Raw genomic sequence first — 20,548 nt, 5'->3', positions numbered from 1 at the left:
CCACCTGACTTATCCATTATAAAGGACTTTTTTTATGCAAAAAATAAAATAATTGAACATTTTGAGTATTCTTAAGAATTGGATTAGATTAATGCAACTCTAGTGTTCACAAATAAACAAATTTTTTTATTTACCACTTATTATAGGGGAGATAATTGAAAGAAAGATAGGGAATGGGAAAAGAGGAATGATTGTCTATACATTACTATATCTCATATTTTCTCCCTTCCCTTCAGTTCTTACTAATGGCATTAATTTATGGATACTGAATACACTTCTTCCTCTAATGGTTCAAAACTATTTTTTACTTGGTATGCTCTATGTTTTTTTTTTATTTGGTGGAATAAAAAGAAAAAACTATAAAAAGTTCCACAAATAGATATTATATTTTTCTTATGAATAAGAGTTAATTCGTTAGTCTATTTTCTGGCTAAGTGTTTTTTACTGATTTGTGAAATATTGTACTTAAACAAAACGGGTGCTATTCTTTAACAAGGATATGCGCTCTTTTTATTTATAGGGCCATTATTATTTCAAGCAATGGCAGTTGGCACAGATGAACTTTTGAAAATTCTGCATCACCTTTATCAGCTGCTCAAAAAGAATGGTCGTAAATGTCATCGGTATAAGAAGATGACTGTCTTTGATATTCTTGGGGTTGTGTATGAAACGACAGTGAAGGATAGATAAGCTGCATAGCAAAAAAATTGCATTTTAATAGGTTTCTTTGCCATGCCTACTTTTCCATCTTTGACTAATTTTGAAACAAGGAGCTTTTATATCTATTCATTTACGTTCTTAGCTTGATAGCTATGTGGCGGTACACCTTGAAAAAGGAGAAAAAAAGAAGCAAAGGAAAAAGGTTGAAAGAATCAATCCCTTTCAACGGTACCTTTTTCTAGACACTCTGCACATATGCAAACATTTCCAGTTTGAATCTTTTTAAAACGTTCAAGAGTACCTCCTTATTTTATGTTCTTATGTCAGCACGGGACCCAGCCCGTTTACTAAACCACCTTGCAAGATTAACAAAATAAACTTGTAGTCCCTACATATTTAATTTCTTTGCTTAACAAGGTTATTTATCTCCAAACGCAATACCCCAGTAGTATAGAAATTTAGAAGAAAAAATATTAAATTAGTTATTCGCTTGCTTTTTGTTCCATAATTGTTTGACCTTAATAATTATCGAAATTGCAAATAAAGAAATGAATAAAATGGTGCTTAATGTATTACTTATAACGTTAAAAATAATCAAAAGTCCAACAATAAAAAGAAAGAAACCTATCATAAACATAGGTGTACTAATACTATTTGTAGTCATATATAGATCTCCTCGAAGTATTTATTTGAAATTTTAATAGTAATTTATTTCCTTAATAGATGAATAAGATATACAGCCTGTCGGAATATTAATTTAGTAATTCACTTCTCAGTATTGTGATGGCTTGCCCTAATAAGAAAACTCTATCATTATGTAATTTGATTTTTAGAATTCCTCCTCTTTTAGAAGCCTGATACGCAAGAAATTCGTTTTTGTTTAATTTCTCTTGCCAATATGGACCCAGACAACAATGCGCAGATCCTGTAACAGGATCCTCGTTGACTCCTACAGCTGGAAAGAAACATCTTGAAAAAAAATCGTATTCAGTTGATGGTGATTTGCTTGTTACAATGATTCCTCTAGTATCAATTTGTTCTAATAGTGAAAAGTTAGGATTTAATTCTCTTAACATTTGTTCTGAGTCTATTTCAATTAAATAATCAAATCGGTTTCGTCCAACATATAATGGCTGAATTCCTAATCCTTCAATAAGTTCCTTGGGATAAATATTTTCCTGTTTAGGTTGTTCAGATGGGAAATCTAATTCAATCCATTCCCCACTTTTACTAGCTGTAAGTACCCCACTTTTAGTATAAAATCTAATTGGTTGTTCTGAGTTCATATGACCCAGTTCCCATAAAATATGTGCACTCGCCAGAGTAGCATGTCCGCACAAATCTACTTCTGTATTTGGTGTAAACCACCTTAATGAGTATCCATCTTTATAAGGATGAAGGAATGCAGTCTCGGATAAATTCATTTCAGCAGCAATATTTTGCATCCAAATATCGTCTTGTGAAGTAGAAAGAACACAGACGGCTGCTGGATTCCCTTTAAAAGCCTGATTTGTAAAAGCGTCTACTACATAAATAGGTGTCGTCATAATCTAAATTCTCCTCTTTAAATTTTTAAATACTCTATAAATTTACCAAAAAATTCAAACGAAATGGAAATACTTTTATTCTAAGATCGGGAATTATGTAAAATAGGCAGACAAAGAAAAGGGGGCGCTAATTTAGGAACGCGTCTTTTTCGTGTATTGGGCCATTTTGTTAAGTATCACCTTCTCGAATTAATAAAGTGAAACCTTTAAAGGTTGGTTCACGTAGAAAATTCTAGAACAAAAATAGAAGGTTATATTTAGAATATGATAATCGAGGTGTTTTATGGGGAAAACATCAATTTATAAAAGTGTAGAAGGAAAAAGGAAAATTGTACAACACTATGAAAATTATATAAAGACTTTCGCATACGATGTCGAAAGACGTTATATTGATACAAGTTTTGGAAAAACTCATATGCTTTTAGCAGGTCCAATTGAAGGTAAACCTTTGTTTATACTTCAAGGTGGCAATTGTATTAACCCAATGACACTATCCTGGTTTTCACCTCTTATAGATAAGTATAGAATCTACGCACCGGATACTATTGGTCATCCTGGATACAGTGATCAAAATAGGATTTCAGCAAAGGGTAATAGTTTTGCTCAATGGATAACAGAACTAATGAATTATTTTAATATTGAAAGATGTGCATTTATAGGTCCATCTTATGGTGCTGGAATCATTCTTAGATTAGCTGCATTTATGCCGGATAAGATGGATTGTTCAATTTTAGTCTCTCCAGCAGGGATACAGTTAGGATCTAAGTTTAAAATGATTAAGAATATTTTACTTCCTTTGATCCTGTTCAATATTATGTCATCTTCATCTGAAAAATATCTCAATAAAATTACAAACATTATGTCGGGTAATAGTATGAAAGAAATTGATAAACTCATTATTGGAGATATATTTAAATTTATTAAACTTGAACAAGAAATGCCTAAATTAACGGAGAAGGAGGAATTAATGCATTATAATTCTCCAACTTTGATTATCGCAGGAGAAAACGATATCTTTTTTCCAGCGAATCGGTTAAACAAAGTAGCAAGAGAAGTCATATCAAATTTAACAGCAGTCAAAACATTTGAAATGGGACATTTTCCTTCTGAAGAACATTTAATAGAAATTAACAATGAAATTAAGGAATTTTTAAATACCCACTACTAATGTAAGGTTAAATATAATTCGAGTACACCAGCTTATCAAAATTATAAGCTTATTCCAGAAAAGGGCGCATTTCTTGAATAGAGAAGGGCGTCTCTTTGAAGGGATTATTAATCATAAAAAGAAGATATAGATTGTAAATATTCATTCTATAATTGGACACAGAGGGGGAGCTTTGATGATACTAGAAGCTGTCATGCTTCAAGTTAAAAAAGGTATGGAACAGGAATATGAAGAAGCTTTTCGTAAGGCATCTAAAATTATTTCATCAATGAAGGGCTATATATCCCACGAACTACAACGTTGTATGGAAGCTGAGGGGAAATATTTGTTATTAGTATGGTGGGAAACTTTAGAAGATCATAAAGTTGGATTTAGACAATCACACGAATATCAAGAATGGAAAAATCAACTCCATCATTTTTATGACCCATTCCCGACAGTTGAACACTTTCAAAAAGTTGATCTTTCGTAAAAGTTTTACTTTACAAACGGTTGGCGTAAGTTGAGCATCTTCAACAAACGGGCGCTATTCTTGAACAAGGGTAGTGCTCGTTTTTCATTTAAGGGCCATATTGTTGAACAATACCTAGATATCTAGGTTAAAGTTTTGAAGAGATTGTGAAATTTTGTACTTAAAGTAACGGAGCAGGATAGCTCAATTAATTTTTTTGGTTTTAGATATGTTGGTAGAGAGAAGAATTATTCTAGCAGTATAAAAATGAGGGGTAAAAGTAGTGAATGAATTTTATAAGGCATTAACATATGTAAATAAAAATTATTATGAACCAAATCATTTCATTATGAAGCTATCCAAGAAGAAGCTCAAAATTCAGATTATGGGGCGGGTATATTTCAAATGAATTCGAAATCGGTTAGATTTAGAGTCGCAAAGATAACACCTACTAAGATAGGGCAGTTTGTTGCTTTTTGGGAAAAAGATAGGAATCAAAAAAACCAAGCCTTTTCATATGAAGAGGCTACTGACTTAATGGTTATCAATACCTTTACTAATGAAAATCATTTTGGACAATTCGTTTTTCCGAAACAAGTTCTTCTAAAACAAAATATACTTAAGACAGCCACTGCAAAAGGAAAAATGGCAATTAGAGTATACCCTGGATGGGAAAAACCCACGAGCAAACAGGCTATTAAAACACAGAAATGGCAATTAGAATACTTTGTTGATTTAAGTCAATCGCACCATTCACCAATACAAGAATTATTAAAGCTATATTATTAATAGTTTGTGAAAAGTTACACTTAAACTACCATGAAAATAAACTTCTCTAATTACATAAAAAGGACAATAACAAAGAAGACCCTTCTAATTCGTTTTAAAAAAAGAGCCGTATACATTGAACTATGGATTGGTTGACTGGATTAAGAACCAGTATAGACAACTTAGTATATTTTCATTCTCTGTGGTGAAGCGCTGATTTTTGCGCTTCATGGCTGGCTAACGGGTGCTTTTGTTCAATAAGACTTTGCAATGATCTTCCACAATCGGGCGCATTTCTGGAATAAGAATTGCGCTCTTTCTTAATGAATAGGGCCAGATTGTTGAGGAAATAGGAAGAGTAAGGGAATCTCTGGATTCTTCTTTTTATATCAATTTTTTTGATATTTTAGTTGCGAAATCAACGAGCGTAGTATATATTATAAATAAATCAAATATTTTTGATGTATAGAGGAATGAGATAAAAATGGAACAGAACCAAATTATACCTATCCCTGCAAATGAAGAAACATTTGAAAATTATGCAAAAGCGTTTAAAGCGTTGGCTGACCCAAAGCGTTTAAAATGAATGAATTATGCACTCGAGGTCAAGTATGTGTATGCGACCTTTGTGAGATTATGGAGATGCACCAATCGAAACTTTCTTATCACCTGAAAATCTTAATGGATTCCGATCTTATTAAGAAGGAAAAGAAAGGAACATGGAACTACTATGAACTGAATCAAAGCCAGGTTAATCACTTATTGTCTCCTGAATTATGTTGCCTGTTTCGCCCTACGTGTTGTTAACAAATTTTTTTGATCAATCCATCAAAAAAAATTGATGTAAATAATCCATTAGGAGGAATAACAAGTATGAATATCCATGTTGGTTTAAATGTAACAAACTTAGATGCGTCTATTTCCTTTTATTCGAAGTTATTTGGGACCGAACCTGTAAAGATGAAACCGAATTATGCGAAGTTTTTGTTGGAAGACCCAGGGTTAAATTTCACGCTGCGCCCCGTTCAACGTGTGGAAGGGAACCATATCAATCATTTCGGCTTCCAAGTCGCCAGTATAGAAGAATTAATAAAGCACAAGGATAGATTAGATAAGGAAGGATTCTTCTCACGTGATGAGAACGATACAACATGTTGCTATGCAAGACAAGACAAATTTTGGATTACTGACCCAGATGGTCACGAATGGGAATTCTTTTTTACCAAAGAAGACACGGAAGTAGACACCATCAACACTTGTTGCGGTTAATACGAAAGGGAGAGTTCACTTATGAATGATTACCAATTTATCATCGAAGAACATAAACGCAAACAAAACATGATCAATCGTGAAGCATGGAAATACGAGTCTTTATATCGATATCAAGTACCTTTTTCAATTAAATCACTAAAGTCATTATTTACAAGAAAGTGGTTTCGAAAGCAACAATGTGTATCTTGTTGCAATAGTTAACCTAAAAAAAGCCGAAAACCTATAAAAATAGCTTAGTGTACAAAATTCGCATTTTTAGCTCTAGGCTTCTTATATAAAAATCTTTAACGATCGGGCGCTTTTCTGAAATAAAGAAAGCGTCTTTCTTCATGAAAAGGGCCATTTAATTGAACAACACTCGGCAGTTGATTTGGATATTTATGTTAAAATAATTAGAGATTGTGAAGGATTGTACTTAAAGTAAAGAGGTAGTTTATTTCATAAGGAGCAGTTTAATGGAGGTGTATTTTTTGGATAGATTTTTAAATGACTTTATTGTTATATTTTTTAGTGTAGCGAAGTATCTTACATCTAAAATTAAACAACTATATTTTTAACCCCGTCCTTACTTAGAACGGGGTTATGCTTGTTTGAGGTTTTAAAATTAAATAACTTTATTGTCACTTTACATTTATCGTAAAGTATAGCAAGGGAGAAACACAAGAAATAGTGTGTAGATTATTATCTGATCGCGATTAAAATATAAATGGTATCAATCTGGCCAGATCTCTTCCTTCTATGAGCCCAATCGAATCCCTGGCAGCGTCCTTTATTTGCCGAACTTTTTTGAGTCCAACTCCCCGTTGGACTTCTTTTCGTATTTCTGCAACAGCCTGAAGGTCCTTCATGAGCTGGTCGTACAGGTTCATTCCTTCACGGAGGTCGGCATAGATCCCTTCAGGTAAATGACGATGAGAAACCTCAGGAATAGACTTTATAAAATGTAAACTTATTTATTATGGTTTAAAAGAGTATTTACAGCAACTCCAATTAAAATAACATTAAGAATTCCAATAAGTAAGAAAATGTTATTTATAGAAGTGGTCTCTATTAATTGTGCAATCCAATATGACGGCCCTTCATCTATAAACTCTACTTTTGTTTCTAATAATGCTTTACCCAATAATGGCGCACATAATTGAAAAATTATTACAATAATGAACGAGATACCGTTATATAGTAGTAGTGATCTTGATGTATTTTTGGTATTTTTCATAAAAATCACCTATTTATAATATATTTTTTTCTTAATATGTATACCGATTGGTTTATAAGCGTAAGCAGACCCCTTATAATCATATCTATAATAGATATCATTTCTTTTGTGAATTTTCAAAGAGTATTGCTTATAAATTGGGTGTCCAGAAACTTCTGCTTTGGCTACTTTTTTTCCATTATGTGTACTCGGTACTTTATAGTCTCCTGTAGAAGAAACCGAATAGGACTTTCCAATTGTAAAACTAAGATTTGCTGAGAGCGCTGAATGTGATGCGCCATACGTTTGTGAAATTGTAGCATTTGTGCCTCTAGTATAATTTAAACCTATGTTAATACCAGGTTCCCCGCTAGTTTTCCAAAGAGTAGCGGTACCAGTGACTTCTTTGACATATTTCACATCAGTAGTTTTCCAAAGCGGACCTGGCATAACTACATGAAATGGAGTAATTTCACTACTTGAATCTTGAGTGATGTCAATAACTTTATCTTCATTCGTATCAATTAAGGGTATATATTCAGAAACTATATCATAATCTACCCCTTCAATCAAATTATCATCCGAATAAAAATCTTCAGTGAATTCTCCTTCTTCAATTAAACTTTCTTGATAATTAATCTCCGAAGCTTTTGATACACTTGCAAAAGAACCAACAAATAAAGCAATTACTAGTGTTAATGAAAATATTTTCTTCATCTTTCTCTTTCCCCATCTCTATCTATTTTTTGGAAGACTCATATATTATATAATTTACAGAAAAGGAAATAAAGAACAACTTTTCCTAAATTAGTTTATTTTAACTAGGAATGGTAAATGTAGATTTCTCAATTATAAGGAGTCTATTCTTTTTTACGGAAAGGTTTTGGTTTTTTCCCTCTCTATTAAGAAATTCTTCAATAGAAACAATCTTTTATAAAGAAAAAGAACCATATTCTCACCATGTCAAGTGAGGATTCTCCTTTTTAAATTAAAGTTTAGTAGTTGTGAAATTCTTTAGATTTTTTTAAAAGCTGTTCCTTCTTCTCCTCACTTAAGAAGCTATATTGTTTCTCAATACATTCGTCTAAATATGACTTAAACTCCTCTTCATTTACAATTCCTTTTTTTAACATACTCAACAATAAAGCATCTAAACGTAAATCAATAAATTGATTGTAATCAGTCAAATCCTTGGTCTCTTGATATCTTTAGAATACTTATATCTTATTTCAAAAATTGCAATACTTGATTTTAACAAGTGGACTGAGTAAAAAATAATAAAAAATAAGCCATAAGATAAGACAAATCCAATGATGACAAAAAGCCAAAGCAAGTAAAATGAAGAGAAACTTATAGATAATATAAAATAGTGTGACCGTCAGTAGAATGACACAATTTCTGCTGATTAATTTGAAACACTTTGTTCATCAAATATCGTTTTTTACAAATGCTAAATTAAGAATGTACATAAGTGATCGTTTAAGTATGTACAGTTTCGATAGTGTAACTGCATAATATTCTTGAGGTGAATGTTATGCATATGCAGATAAACATTAATACAGATATAGAGATTAAAAGTCTTTTAGATTTACCTAAATTAAAAACGTTGATGGAGAGTTTAAAGATGAAAATCAATAAGAGTAAATTAGCTTGAGATATGGGTGTTGATCGGAGGACAATAGACAAATACTTAAAGGGTTATGAACAGAAAAGTACTAGGGAACGCTCATCAAAGAATTGATGACTTTTATGAAGTCATAAAGCTCCTTTTATCAGAAGAGTCAAAGCAAGTTTTTTATTACAAACGAGTATTATGGCAATATTTAAAGGATAATCATGGGTTAAATTGTGCTCAATCTAGTTTCAGAAGGGACATATCAAGTAAAGTAGAATTCCAAAGTTATTTTGATTCAGGAAAGCGTAAGAGTTCAAACAGTGAAGTGATCCGTTTTGAAACGCCACCAGCTGAACAAGCGCAATTGGATTGGAAGGAAAATATTCGATACATCACCAAGGATGGCGAGATCTTGTATGTGAATGTTTGCCTACTCTTACTTGCTCATTCAAGATTTCGAACCTTTCACCTAGCTATCTCTAAATCTCAAAGCTTATTATTATCATTCCTTACGAGTAACTGGCAGGTTAGTGAAAAAAATAGAAACAACCGGTTGATTTTTGGTGTTACACTAATTAATAACTAATTATTATGAGCGAGAAAAAAACAAGATTATCTTTGACTGGTGCAATAGTTATTTTAAGTATTTGCATATTATTTTCTGCTTTCAATATTTCGAGTGCAGTAAGAGATGCATCAAGGAACAATCCAAACAATGGAATAAATGAATACGAGCTAAACAGATTTAATGATAATTTTGAAGAACTTATAAAAACACTTCAAGAAGAAAATGAAACGGGTCAATAATGCTTTAATTAATGTAATTGCTGAAAGTAAACGCCTTTCTTATTAAAGTAACGGGAGCATTCCTTAAACAACAGGAACAGTCAAAGATGTGGTTGTTTCTTTTTTTTTAGGGGGTAGGAATTACTGAAATTCAATAGAAACGAAAAGTAACAGGGGTTTTTTCTTTTCTTTCTTCTGGATTTGTTTTGTATGTCAGTATAAATGGTTTATTAAGGGGAGCTTTTCTTGAATAAGGTTTAAGTATTGATCTTCCACGATCGGGCGCTATTCTTTAACAAGGATATGCGCTCTTTTTTGGCAAATCAAATTGGATATTTATGTTAAAATAATTAGAGATTGTGAAGGATTACTTAAAGTAACGAGGCAGAATACTTGAGTAAGAGGAATTTAAAGGAAGATGCTGAATTTAAAAAGAATGCTTTATTTTTGAGGGGGGGATTTATGATTTATTGTCGAACGGACAAAACAATCGAAACGAATAGATTAATTCTACGTTTATTTAAAGAAACTGATGCACCAGAGGTTACAAGGCTTTGTAACAATTACAATCTATATAAAAACACTTTATATTTGCCGTATCCGTATTCGCTAGAGGATGCATTATCTTGGATAAATAATCATCTTGATAATTTTAATGATAATAAGTATTTTGAATTTGCTATTACCGATAAGGTTACGGGAAAGATATACGGAGCAATAGCATTATCTAACCATCAAAAATTTAATAACGGTGAACTTGCTTATTGGGTTGGAGAAGATTATTGGGGAAATGGCTATGCTACGGAGGCGGCTAAAGCTATACTCGAATTTGCTTTTATTGAAAAGCAATACCATAAAGTATTTGCTCGTTATTTTCACTCAAATCCAGCTTCAGGAAGAGTTATAGAAAAAATAGGAATGAAAAAAGAAGGTGTTTTAAGAGGTCACGTTATGAAGGAAAACGAATATATAGACCTTGTATATTATGGAATTCTAAAAGATGAAGCTAATTTATTCAACGGGTGCCGTTAGCAGAACAAAAGCTGACGCTTGTTCGACTATTGATGCACAGGATAATTTAGTAAGTAAATTCTTTTTAGGAAGTGTTATTTTGAAAAAAATATTTCTATTACTTTCTTTCATTACATTTTTGGTAGGATGCACCCAAGATAACTCTAAATGGTATCAAACGAAGGAAGACGCAATTAAATATGGGTTGGAACAAGAGAGTGCAAATGCAATTTTATTATCTGTTGAAGAATATAGTGATGAAACGATAGTATTTTTTGAACTCAATAAAGCGTTAGGTGTTGCGAGTATAACAGAAAGTAAAAAGGGATTTAGTTGGTATAGAGACCAGCCATTTAGCGGTTTTGAAGGCGATGGTCCTTATTCAACAATGGGATTTGAAATTGAAACAAAGCAAGGGACAAAGATTTCAATTTTAGCAGGAAAGGCTTTTGATACAAGTATCAACCAAATAAAAATACTTGGTGATGGCGATGAAAAAGAAGTACCTATAACTGAAAACTCTCGTTTATTTTATGCCATTCACGATGTTCCTTTTGGTTCTCTTGAAATCATTCCAATTGTGGATTAAATCTGAAATAAATAGCTCTTCTTCAGCAGTTATTTTTTAAAGGGAGAGAAAATAATGTCTCAATCATTAATTTTTGATATGGATGGAACACTTTTTCAAACAGATAAAATCTTAGAGATATCTCTTGAAGATACTTTTAACTATTTACGGTCAGTAGATAAATGGGATTCTGTTACTCCTATTGATAAGTACCGTGAAATTATGGGTGTACCTTTACCAAAAGTATGGGAGACTTTGCTGCCTAACCATTCCAATGAGGTAAGAGAACAAACCGATGCTTATTTCCTTGAAAGATTAATTGAAAATATAAGAAATGGGAAAGGTGCTTTATATCCTAACGTAAAAGAAGTCTTTAGTTATTTGAAAGAGAATAATTGTTCCATATACATAGCAAGCAATGGTTTAACGGAATATTTAAAAGCGATTGTCAGTTATTATGATTTGGATAATTGGGTTACGGAAACATTTAGTATCCAACAAATTGAATCTTTGAATAAATCGGACTTAGTTCAGAGTATTATAAAAAAATTTGGTATCACTAATGGAGCGGTAGTTGGAGATCGACTATCAGATATAAATGCAGCCAAAGAGAATGGTTTGGTTTCAATAGGCTGTAACTTTGACTTTGCACAAGAAGATGAACTTTCTCAGGCTGATATGGTAATTAACCATTTAGTAGAGCTACAAACAATATTACCTAGATTAAGCAGGTAGCTTGTTGAACAAACGGGTGCAATAGCCTAATAAAGGTTATCGCTTCTCTCTTGTTAAAGTAACGGAGCAGAATACTTTAATAAGCTAATGAGTTATTATAGGAATTATTGGTTAGAGTGTTAAAAGGTATTTAAGGTTTTTATTGCAAGTAAAATGAAAGTCATAGAATGGCTCGGTTTCGTAATTTGTTTAGGTTGTTTGATTACTATCGGTACATTTCGACATTATGGCATAACGGATACACTTTGGTGGTATATTCTTTGGGTATCAATGTTTGTAGGTGGAACCATTACGATAATTGCTTTCTTAATTAGGAGATTTGGAAACAAAGAGAATAGTAAAAGTTTATGAAGATATTTATGAGTAGGTTAACAACAGATAATCTTCTTCAACGAAACCAGCTAGTAGTTTGTCAACATTTTTCAATAAAAACCTTAAATCAGACATGTTATACTAAATATGCGCATACCAAATAGCCTTCCAATTAAATACTTTTGGAAGGTTTGTGTTGTTTATCTAGATATGGTGTTTAAGTTATATCTTGGAAGGTACTCTTGCTTTTTAATAGGGCGTAGATCCAGTGTAAGAGCTTATTGACACATGCGATGACAGCTACTTTAAAAGGTTTTCCTTCCGCGCGTTTTTTATCATAAAACGCGCGTAATTTTTTGTTGCGAGGAATGATTTCATCACTCGTTTTCTTCTTTGCGACAATCGCGAATAGCACAGCGGACTGCCATATATAACGCATGGGGAAGCCTACTTGAACCGCGCTTCGTAATCCGATTTTTGGTAGCTGTAAACTTACCAGATTCGAATACACTAGGGTCAACACCAGCGAAAGCTACAAGTTTCTTAGGATGATCAAATCGATCTATTTCACCAATTTCAGATATAATCGTTGCAGCGATTTTTTCTCCGATACCAGGGATAGATTTGATAATAGTATATTCCTCAACTTCTTTGGCAAAGGCATCTATCTCTGACTCCAACGTTGATAGGTGCTCTTTGTATTGAAGTAGAATGTTGATAAACATATCAAGGCTTAAAATATGGCTCTGATAAACTGTTTTTTCGAATGGATTACGTTTTGCCGCAGCTATAAGTTCATTTGCGTTTTCATTTGCCCATCTTATTGAACGACTTCTACAAAGCTTATTTATCTTATCAGTGAGTGTCTCTTCTCTTGCGTTTAGAATGTCCTCAGAAGATGGAAACTCTACTAACGTTAAGAGTGATACCACCGAATACAAATCACCCAAAACGCCTCTATATTCAGGAAACACTTGGGCAAGAATGGCTTGGAATTGTCATTTAGTTTGAATCAGTGTTCCTGTAATATTTTCATGTTGTCTTGTGAGATTACGAAGGTTTAAGAGTTGGACTTCCCGTTTTTTATAGGGGCTAACTCTTCTTTGTAAAACACCGTAACGCATATGATGACAACATTATTGATTTATTGTTTACATTATTTTTGAAATATATATATTAATAGATTTCAGAGCAAACAAGATAGATATGATAAGGTTTACATTCGTAAGTTAAATAATTTGGAATTAACCTAAAATTATAAATACATATTGCATTGACATTTTTATTCGATATAATAAGTTATTATTCTTATCAATTTAGTGACGATTAAGTTAAAGTGTACTTATTGCATCCTCTTAATCCCCAACAATGACAATCTATTAAACGAAGGAGTTTAAAACATGAAAAGAATACTTATATTAATTATGGCCCTAGTAGGATTGACTGTAATGATGAGTGGTTGTTCCTCTCAAGAAACAGTTGATGTAACAGCAGATAAGATTATTTTAGTTGGGACGCAAAATGATTATCCGCCATTTGCTTATGCTGATGAGAACAATGAACTTACAGGATATGATATTGAAGTGGTGAAAGAAATTGATAAAAGGTTAGATGGATACACATTCGAATTTGTTGCAACCCCTTGGGATAGTATGTTTCTCGCGCTAGAATCAAATAAAATTCAAGCTATTGCAGATCAAGTAGCGAAAACAACAGAACGTGAAGAAAGGTATTTATTTACAGACGAGTCTTATTTTGCCGCAGAAACAGTAATTGTAGTGAAATCAGGTCGAACGGATATACAAACTATAGAAGATTTAGAAGGCAAAAATGTTGGGGCTTTAGCTGGTGATTCTTATACTCTATTACTCGAAGAACACAATACAAAAGTCGATAATGACATTATTTTAAAGTATAGCGAAAGTGGAAATCCTGCTGAAATTTTGCAAGATGTGCAAAATGGTCGTGTCGATGCTTATGTAAATGATCCGATTATGATTAATGAGGTTATCGGGAAACTAGGTTTGGATTTAGAAGTGGTAGGACAAGCATTAGTTAATGATGATATGGGGATCGTATTCAAGAAAGATACGCAAGGTGAGGAATTAAAGGGACTAATTGATCCAATCCTAAAGCAACTGAAAGAAGATGGTACATTAGTCGAGCTTTCAAAAAAATGGACTGGCGGAGAATATATTCCTGAATAAGGTTGGAGAAGGGAATACGAAATGGAGAAATTATTAGATATAGGTTTTTTAATAGAAAGCTTTCCTGTTATTATTTCAAAGCTACCCATTACTGTAGGAATTGCTGTAGGCTCAATGATTTTGGGTTTATTGATAGGCCTGGCTACAGCACTTATAAAAATATATCAAGTCCCAGTATTAAAAACGATTTCTTCTTGCTATGTATCTTTTATCAGAGGAACACCTTTACTGGTACAAATCTATCTTGTATTTTATGGAATACCGAAAATCATATACTTTTTGCAAGGTGAATATGGGTGGCTTCAAGGCTTAAATGTTAACATAATTGCTCCGGAATTTTATGCGTTATTATCCTTTTCTATTAATCTAGGGGCCTATTTGTCTGAAACGATAAGATCTGCCATTCAGTCTGTGGACCGAGGGCAATTTGAAGCAGCTAAAGCGATAGGAATGAGTCCAACTCAGATGATGCTTAAAATTATCTTGCCACAGGCTTTAGTAGTAGCCATACCTAACCTAGGAAATATGTTTATCAGTACTATTAAGGACACCTCTCTTGTCTTTATTATTGGAGTTATTGATATTATGGGACAAGCCAAAATTCTCGGTTCCAGAGGACTAGCTTTCTTTGAAGTCTATATTGCGGTTTCTATTATCTATTGGATCCTTTGTATTATAGTTGAGAGACTTCTTGTTAAAGTTGAAAAGCGTGCTCGGAAATATGAAAGAGGGGTTTCCTCATGATTAAAGTGGAAAATATCCATAAATATTTTGATCAACAACATGTATTAAAAGGAATTAATCTCTCTGTTAAGAAAGGAGAGGTTGTTTCGATTTTAGGACCGAGTGGTTCTGGAAAATCAACATTATTGCGTTGTATTAATTTCTTAGAACAACCGACAAGTGGAATAGTTGAAATTAACGGAAATCGAATAGATGTTGAGTCAGCAAGTAAGGCAGATATTCTTTCGCTAAGAACGTCAACAGGAATGGTATTTCAGCAGTATAATTTATTTAAAAATTTAACAGTGCTACAAAATGTAATGATTGGTTTGACGAGTGTGAAGCGTATCGATCCTATTAAAGCTAAAAAAATGAGTACAGAGATTCTTGAAAAGGTTGGCTTGGAAGAAAGATTGAACTATTATCCAGCACAGCTTTCTGGAGGACAACAACAAAGAGTAGGGATTGCTCGAGCCCTTGCACTCAATCCTGAAGTTTTATTATTTGATGAACCAACTTCCTCTCTTGATCCAGAGTTAGTTGATGAAGTCTTAACGGTTATTAAAAATGTTGCAAATGAAGGAAATACGATGTTGATTGTCACACATGAGCTGCATTTTGCACGTGAGATTTCTGATCATATTGTTCTTATGGAAAATGGATCGATTATTGAAGAAGGAACGGCAAAGCAAATGTTTAATAATCCAAGTGTTGAACGAACGAGGAAATTTTTAAGTAAAGCAATGAAGAAGTGATAAGGATAAGTCCTGTTATCACCTTCACCTTGCTTGTATGAAGGGAGGTAAAAAATGAATCCAATAGAACAAATTCTAACTAATTTTCCTATCATGATTCTTGATGGGGCAATGGCTACAGAATTAGAGAGTTATGGGTGTCATTTAAATGACCGTTTATGGTCAGCAAAAATCTTATTGGAAAATCCAGAACTGATAAAAAAGGTTCATCTTGATTATTTCAAAGCAGGTGCAGATTGTGCCATTACAGCTAGTTATCAAGCGACTGTTGAAGGTTATATGGAAAGAGGTTTGACTGTGGCTGAGGCTACCGACTTAATTGAGAAGTCTGTTCAAATAACCATCGAGGCACGTGATGAATTTTGGGCTAGTGTCGGCAATCGGTCTAATCGGCCAAAACCTTTAGTTGCAGCTTCTGTAGGTCCGTACGGTGCATTCCTTGCAGATGGCTCTGAATATCGAGGCGACTATCTAGTAAACGAAGATGAATTAGTGGCCTTTCACAGAGATCGGATTAAAATACTGGTCGAAGCTGGTGCAGATCTGCTAGCTTGTGAAACGATTCCATGTCTTTTGGAAGCTAAAGCCATCACAAGGGTATTAAAGGAATTCCCAGGAGTTTACGCTTGGATCAGTTTTAGTGCAAAAGATGAATTCCACACTAGTAATGGAGAAAAAATAGCAGATTGTGCAAAATGGCTAGATAGGGAGGAACAAGTAGCTGCAATCGGTATAAATTGCTCATCCCCAGATTTTATCTCTTCACTAATTAAAGAAATAAAAGGTCAAACCTCTAAACCGATTATCGTTTATCCTAATTCAGGTGAGGAATATGATGCAACTAGTAAGTCGTGGAGTGAACTGTCTACTACAAAGCCATTTTCTTTAAGTACTCAACGTTGGTATGAAGCAGGTGCAAAAATAATAGGTGGCTGCTGTAGAACGAAACCTGAGGATATTAGAGCTATAACGGTTTGGGCGCGAGGTGAGTAAAGATTCGATCCATATTCTAAGCAACCTTTATTCTAAAGTTACATGAATGTGGGAAGGTCCTTGGCATCGAGGTTCTTGATCACCTTATCGTTAATGCCAATGCTAAGTATTACAGCATAAAAGAACACAGTCATATTTGATCGTACATGGAGAAGGATAAAATATCCTTCTCTTTTCTTTTTTTGTGCTAACTGTCGACTTGTAAGGGGATTGAACCCCTACAAGTCGAACTATATTCAACGTTTCACATTGTGCAGCCAGAATAACAAAAATCGTTTTTATTGTTGGCTTAGTCAACTTTACGCAGGAAGGAAAAGCATTGCTAAGCAGGTGCAATGATAAACATTAAATATAATGACAGGGCAGACTAAGCGTAATGATTGTGAAAAAGGAAGATATTGTCCTTTTTTGGTAAAAAACAAACTCAAATTAGATGTTGTAAAAATTATTCGTATATGAGAATATTATACATATTCCAAAAAAAGGAGATGTTGTAATTGATTGGGAAAAATAATAAAGTAGCTGTTTTATTTACAGGTGGTAAAGATTCGACTTTAGTAGCAAGCTTAGAGGCACTAAAAGGAAATGAAGTACATTTGTTAACATGTAATAGTGGTATAGGTATTAAAAGTGAATTATCTGAGATTAGAGTTAAAGAGTTGAAAGACAGATTTCCTAATCAAATTCATAGCCGTACAATACTTCCAACATATGGGTTATTAAGAGAAATTGCTATATTAAATATTGAGGAAGATTTTAAGAGATGGGGTGTAAATCTAGTCTTACTTGGAGATAAATTGGCTATTCATGCAGCAGCAACGGTTTATTGTTTAGAAAACAATATCACAAACATGGTTGATGGTTGTGTTGGATACCAAGAAGATTTAGCAGAACAAAAAGAAGTGGCAATTGAATTATTTGCCGATTTCGAAAGCGAATATGGTATTAGTTATAATTGTCCTATCTATAATTATGGAAGCAAAAAAGATGTGAAATACGCTTTAATGAAATTGGGTTTATCGACTAAATCATTAGAAGGAGTGTCTATTTTTGGAGACGCATTTAGTGAACCTACAAATCAAATGGTTGAAGAGTATATTAAAGATAAATTGCCTATCTGCCATAAGCATCTTGATTTTGTGACAAAGACTAAAGAAAACGCTCCGAATTATACATATGTTTCAAAAGGGCAAGGTCAGCTCGTATGATAAAAAAAGTAGGTGCTGCAATTATCAATAATGGCAGGTTGTTAGCTGTAAGCAAAAAAGAATCACCAGACTTTTTTATGTTACCAGGTGGAAAGATAGAGGCAGGAGAATCAGAAATTGATGCTTTAAGAAGGGAATTAAAGGAAGAGATATCTGTGGAATTAATTTCATATAAGCATCTAGGGAAATATCTAACAATAGTTATGGATGGGAAAGAAAAGCTAGAATTAAGTGTATACGAAACTTTATACAAAGGAGATCCGATACCGGATAACGAGATTGCTGATATAAAATGGCTACCGCTAGATTCGGAAAAATCGAAATTTATAGGTTCTGGTATTACCGATTTTACACTCCCGACTTTGAGAAAAAAATATTATGTACAATAAAAAGTATACTTATGGTGCGTGGGCAGCATTAATAGCAGGTTTAACTTTCGGTGTCAATTCAATAATAGTAAAATTCGCTAACAATGCAGGATTACACACGTTTGATTTATTAGTGTTTCAAATGGTTATTCCTCTAGTTTACTTTACGATTAGATCTAAAATTAGCACTAGTAATAATAGTAATCTTGAAAAGAATTCGATTTTAGGCAACATTTATAACTGGGTTGCAGGATTGACTGTAGTTGCTACAAGTTTATTTTATTATATAGCCATTCAAGAAATGGATCCTAGTTTAGCATCAATAGGACTCTTTCAATATCCTTGGCTCTTTATTCTTATTGGTTTCTTAATATATGGGCACAAGATTAATAAAATCCAACTAGTATCAATGGCAATTTTGTGGTTAGGCTCAATGCTCCTTGTGAGCGCTTCGTTTCAAGAGATAACATTATTAGGGGCTATTTCAGGAATCCTAGCTGGACTGTCATTTGCAGGATATTTATTTAGTTTAAGATATGTAAGTAATCACAAGAATACTAAACCTTTTATATTCCTGATAGCTACGGTTATTGCGATTGTGATTATCTTATTCAACATTTCATCTATTAATATTTTTAGCCTTAATGCTCTTTTATTTGGTACTGTTACAGCTGCATTGGGGCAGATTATTACATTTGAACTACTTTCCTTCGCAGCTAAGAACACTCGTCCTGTTATCATGGCAGCTTTGACAACGGTTGAATTACCAGTTGCCATGGTCGTGACTTGGGTAATTTGGGGGCCATATCCTACACTAATAAAATATATAGGGTTATTTATTATGATCGGTGCCGTTATCTGGATGAAGCTAGAAGAGAAAATCCCTGAAAAACCAAAACTTAAAAAAGCATTATAGGAGGGGAAGAAGTGTTAGAGAATATTGAATTAATCCTATTTGATCTTGATAATACACTTTATGATTTTAACGATAAGTGGAACGTTGGCACCTTTAATACATTTAATAATTCGAAATTGACAAAAGGACTTAGTTTCGAAGAGTTTATTATTCAATATAAAAAAAACGATAATCGTTATTGGGATCTGCATCATAAAGGTGAAGTAGAATTAGATGATGTAAGGCGGTTAAGGCTTATTGATACTTTAAAATTCTTCAAAAGAAATGTTACATCTGAGGAAGCGGATCTATATTTTCAAGAATTTATAAGCGAGGTTTTCGATTTAATTGAGCCTGATGAAAAAATAAACCAATTTTTAAGAGAAATTAAAGATTCCTATAAAGTTGGGATTATTACTAACGGAAAAATCCATGAACAGCAGGTAAAGATAAGAAACTTAGGTTTAGATCGGTTAATTCCTAATGAACATATTTTTATCTCTGACGACATCGGTTATTCAAAACCGCACTCCAAAGCCTTTTTAACTGCCTTAGATTATTTCAAGATAAAACCAGTTAATACAGTGTATATTGGAGACTCGTGGGATAATGATATATTAGGAAGCAAAGACGTTGGAATTAACCCAATATGGATTAATTTATACTCAAAAGAACGTAAAGATAATGAGCCTGTATTAACGTATAAAAATATATACAATTTAATCGATGATTGGCAGTCTAAAGTAGTAATTAACTAAGAATAATATTTTTATTTTAGCTATTCAATTCGTAAGATGCGTCATGAAGATACTGAACAAGTACAAGATGTAGCGAAAACATCTTGGAACGCCACGTATGAAGGGATAATTCCTTTAGAGGTTCAAGAAAATTTCTTGAAATTGGCTTACAATGATGAAAAGATGAAGCAACGATTAGAACGTTCTTTTATTTTTGTAGCTGAATTCAACGGTAGAGTTATTGGTTTTGCTAATTTTTCACCAGTAAGAGACAATGGAAAAGTTAAATTAGCTGCCATTTACCTTTATCCAGAATACCAAGAAAAAGGGATTGGTTCGGCGTTATTACGACAAGGAATTAAGGATTTAGACGGAATAAAAGAGATTTATATAAATGTAGAAAAGGATAATAAGATAGGCAAGGCGTTTTATGATGCAAAAAGTTTTAAAGTTGTTAAAGAGTTCGATGATGATTTCGATGGACATATCCTAAAAACGGTTCTGGTGCAAAAACCACTCGCTAGAAACATAGAGTGTCAGTTTCCTTTAAAATGCTAGCTTATGAAGCTAACCC

At 33.1% G+C, this 20,548-nt stretch carries 22 protein-coding genes and 6 pseudogenes; 23 read left to right on the top strand and 5 right to left on the bottom strand.

Annotated features, from left to right (window positions below):
- Window positions 1–522: 522 nt before the first annotated feature.
- Window positions 523–690 (top strand): annotated as a pseudogene (locus PQ474_RS23490) (IS4 family transposase); the annotation flags it as partial.
- Window positions 691–1,138: 448 nt separating this feature from the next.
- Here PQ474_RS23490 and PQ474_RS23485 read toward each other — a convergent pair.
- Together PQ474_RS23485 and PQ474_RS23480 are read right to left on the bottom strand one after the other, a co-directional pair.
- Window positions 1,139–1,324 (bottom strand): hypothetical protein, encoded by a 186-nt coding sequence (locus PQ474_RS23485; protein ID WP_273848005.1) that lies wholly within the window; start codon window positions 1,322–1,324, stop codon window positions 1,139–1,141.
- Between the two features lie 88 nt (window positions 1,325–1,412).
- Complete coding sequence (locus tag PQ474_RS23480) at window positions 1,413–2,207, bottom strand: PhzF family phenazine biosynthesis protein (protein ID WP_273848003.1); 795 nt, start codon at window positions 2,205–2,207, stop codon at window positions 1,413–1,415.
- Between the two features lie 283 nt (window positions 2,208–2,490).
- Between PQ474_RS23480 and PQ474_RS23475 the strand changes: the two genes are divergently transcribed.
- From PQ474_RS23475 to PQ474_RS23450, 6 genes and pseudogenes are all read left to right on the top strand, one after another.
- Complete coding sequence (locus PQ474_RS23475; protein WP_273848002.1) at window positions 2,491–3,375, top strand: alpha/beta fold hydrolase; 885 nt, start codon at window positions 2,491–2,493, stop codon at window positions 3,373–3,375.
- Window positions 3,376–3,550: 175 nt separating this feature from the next.
- Complete coding sequence (locus tag PQ474_RS23470; RefSeq protein ID WP_273848001.1) at window positions 3,551–3,847, top strand: antibiotic biosynthesis monooxygenase family protein; 297 nt, start codon at window positions 3,551–3,553, stop codon at window positions 3,845–3,847.
- 262 nt (window positions 3,848–4,109) lie between these two features.
- A pseudogene (locus tag PQ474_RS23465) lies at window positions 4,110–4,615 on the top strand (MepB family protein).
- 463 nt (window positions 4,616–5,078) lie between these two features.
- A pseudogene (locus PQ474_RS23460) lies at window positions 5,079–5,401 on the top strand (ArsR/SmtB family transcription factor).
- A gap of 66 nt (window positions 5,402–5,467) precedes the next feature.
- Window positions 5,468–5,863, top strand: a complete 396-nt coding sequence (locus tag PQ474_RS23455) for an ArsI/CadI family heavy metal resistance metalloenzyme (RefSeq protein ID WP_273848000.1) — start codon at window positions 5,468–5,470, stop codon at window positions 5,861–5,863.
- 21 nt (window positions 5,864–5,884) lie between these two features.
- Complete coding sequence (locus PQ474_RS23450; RefSeq protein ID WP_273847999.1) at window positions 5,885–6,067, top strand: hypothetical protein; 183 nt, start codon at window positions 5,885–5,887, stop codon at window positions 6,065–6,067.
- 1,024 nt (window positions 6,068–7,091) lie between these two features.
- On the opposite strand, the gene PQ474_RS23445 is transcribed toward PQ474_RS23450, so the two are convergent.
- Both PQ474_RS23445 and PQ474_RS23440 read right to left on the bottom strand, forming a co-directional pair.
- Window positions 7,092–7,778, bottom strand: a complete 687-nt coding sequence (locus PQ474_RS23445) for a hypothetical protein (protein WP_273847998.1) — start codon at window positions 7,776–7,778, stop codon at window positions 7,092–7,094.
- Between the two features lie 278 nt (window positions 7,779–8,056).
- Window positions 8,057–8,248 carry a hypothetical protein gene (locus PQ474_RS23440; RefSeq protein WP_273847997.1) on the bottom strand — a complete coding sequence of 64 codons (192 nt, stop codon included), beginning with the start codon at window positions 8,246–8,248 and terminating at the stop codon, window positions 8,057–8,059.
- 347 nt (window positions 8,249–8,595) lie between these two features.
- Between PQ474_RS23440 and PQ474_RS23435 the strand changes: the two are divergent.
- The 6 genes and pseudogenes from PQ474_RS23435 to PQ474_RS23415 all read left to right on the top strand — a co-directional run.
- A pseudogene (locus PQ474_RS23435) lies at window positions 8,596–9,205 on the top strand (IS21 family transposase); the annotation flags it as partial.
- A 62-nt stretch (window positions 9,206–9,267) separates the two neighbouring features.
- A complete protein-coding gene (locus PQ474_RS23430) occupies window positions 9,268–9,483 on the top strand; it encodes a hypothetical protein (protein WP_273847996.1) in 216 nt (71 codons plus the stop codon).
- A 140-nt stretch (window positions 9,484–9,623) separates the two neighbouring features.
- Window positions 9,624–9,716, top strand: a pseudogene (locus PQ474_RS26720) (DUF3953 domain-containing protein); the annotation flags it as partial.
- Window positions 9,717–9,924: 208 nt separating this feature from the next.
- Entirely contained in the window at window positions 9,925–10,494 is a 570-nt protein-coding gene (locus tag PQ474_RS23425; protein ID WP_273848009.1) for a GNAT family N-acetyltransferase, read from the top strand.
- Window positions 10,463–11,062, top strand: coding sequence for a hypothetical protein (locus PQ474_RS23420; protein ID WP_273847995.1), 600 nt, complete (start codon window positions 10,463–10,465; stop codon window positions 11,060–11,062). The genes PQ474_RS23425 and PQ474_RS23420 overlap by 32 nt, the downstream gene beginning before the upstream one ends.
- Window positions 11,063–11,116: 54 nt before the next feature.
- Window positions 11,117–11,776, top strand: coding sequence for an HAD family hydrolase (locus PQ474_RS23415; RefSeq protein WP_273847994.1), 660 nt, complete (start codon window positions 11,117–11,119; stop codon window positions 11,774–11,776).
- A gap of 529 nt (window positions 11,777–12,305) precedes the next feature.
- On the opposite strand, the pseudogene PQ474_RS23410 reads toward PQ474_RS23415, so the two are convergent.
- Window positions 12,306–13,202, bottom strand: a pseudogene (locus tag PQ474_RS23410) (IS110 family RNA-guided transposase); the annotation flags it as partial.
- A 286-nt stretch (window positions 13,203–13,488) separates the two neighbouring features.
- On the opposite strand from PQ474_RS23410, the gene PQ474_RS23405 reads away from it, so the two are divergent.
- From PQ474_RS23405 to PQ474_RS23360, 10 genes are all read left to right on the top strand, one after another.
- Window positions 13,489–14,295: a transporter substrate-binding domain-containing protein gene (locus PQ474_RS23405; RefSeq protein ID WP_273847993.1), complete on the top strand. Its 807-nt coding sequence runs from the start codon at window positions 13,489–13,491 to the stop codon at window positions 14,293–14,295.
- A gap of 21 nt (window positions 14,296–14,316) precedes the next feature.
- The gene (locus tag PQ474_RS23400; protein ID WP_273847992.1) at window positions 14,317–15,039 is read left to right on the top strand and encodes an amino acid ABC transporter permease; all 723 of its coding nucleotides are present in this window, start codon (window positions 14,317–14,319) and stop codon (window positions 15,037–15,039) included.
- Window positions 15,036–15,773, top strand: coding sequence for an amino acid ABC transporter ATP-binding protein (locus PQ474_RS23395; RefSeq protein ID WP_273847991.1), 738 nt, complete (start codon window positions 15,036–15,038; stop codon window positions 15,771–15,773). The genes PQ474_RS23400 and PQ474_RS23395 overlap by 4 nt, the downstream gene beginning before the upstream one ends.
- A 54-nt stretch (window positions 15,774–15,827) precedes the next feature.
- The gene (gene mmuM / locus PQ474_RS23390) at window positions 15,828–16,766 is read left to right on the top strand and encodes a homocysteine S-methyltransferase (protein WP_273847990.1); all 939 of its coding nucleotides are present in this window, start codon (window positions 15,828–15,830) and stop codon (window positions 16,764–16,766) included.
- Between the two features lie 29 nt (window positions 16,767–16,795).
- Window positions 16,796–16,906 carry a JAB domain-containing protein gene (locus PQ474_RS23385; RefSeq protein WP_273848007.1) on the top strand — a complete coding sequence of 37 codons (111 nt, stop codon included), beginning with the start codon at window positions 16,796–16,798 and terminating at the stop codon, window positions 16,904–16,906.
- Window positions 16,907–17,263: 357 nt separating this feature from the next.
- Window positions 17,264–17,974 carry an adenine nucleotide alpha hydrolase family protein gene (locus tag PQ474_RS23380; protein ID WP_273847989.1) on the top strand — a complete coding sequence of 237 codons (711 nt, stop codon included), beginning with the start codon at window positions 17,264–17,266 and terminating at the stop codon, window positions 17,972–17,974.
- Window positions 17,971–18,363, top strand: coding sequence for an NUDIX hydrolase (locus tag PQ474_RS23375; protein ID WP_273847988.1), 393 nt, complete (start codon window positions 17,971–17,973; stop codon window positions 18,361–18,363). The genes PQ474_RS23380 and PQ474_RS23375 overlap by 4 nt, the downstream gene beginning before the upstream one ends.
- The gene (locus PQ474_RS23370; RefSeq protein WP_273847987.1) at window positions 18,353–19,258 is read left to right on the top strand and encodes a DMT family transporter; all 906 of its coding nucleotides are present in this window, start codon (window positions 18,353–18,355) and stop codon (window positions 19,256–19,258) included. Before PQ474_RS23375 ends, PQ474_RS23370 begins: the two co-directional genes overlap by 11 nt.
- A gap of 11 nt (window positions 19,259–19,269) precedes the next feature.
- Window positions 19,270–19,995, top strand: a complete 726-nt coding sequence (locus PQ474_RS23365; RefSeq protein ID WP_273847986.1) for an HAD family hydrolase — start codon at window positions 19,270–19,272, stop codon at window positions 19,993–19,995.
- A 36-nt stretch (window positions 19,996–20,031) separates the two neighbouring features.
- Window positions 20,032–20,532, top strand: coding sequence for a GNAT family N-acetyltransferase (locus PQ474_RS23360; protein WP_273847985.1), 501 nt, complete (start codon window positions 20,032–20,034; stop codon window positions 20,530–20,532).
- Window positions 20,533–20,548: the final 16 nt, after the last annotated feature.

Source organism: Halalkalibacter alkalisediminis (genome assembly GCF_028610705.1).
GTDB lineage: Bacteria > Bacillota > Bacilli > Bacillales > Bacillaceae_D > Halalkalibacter > Halalkalibacter alkalisediminis.
This window is presented reverse-complemented; position numbering and strand designations above follow the sequence as displayed.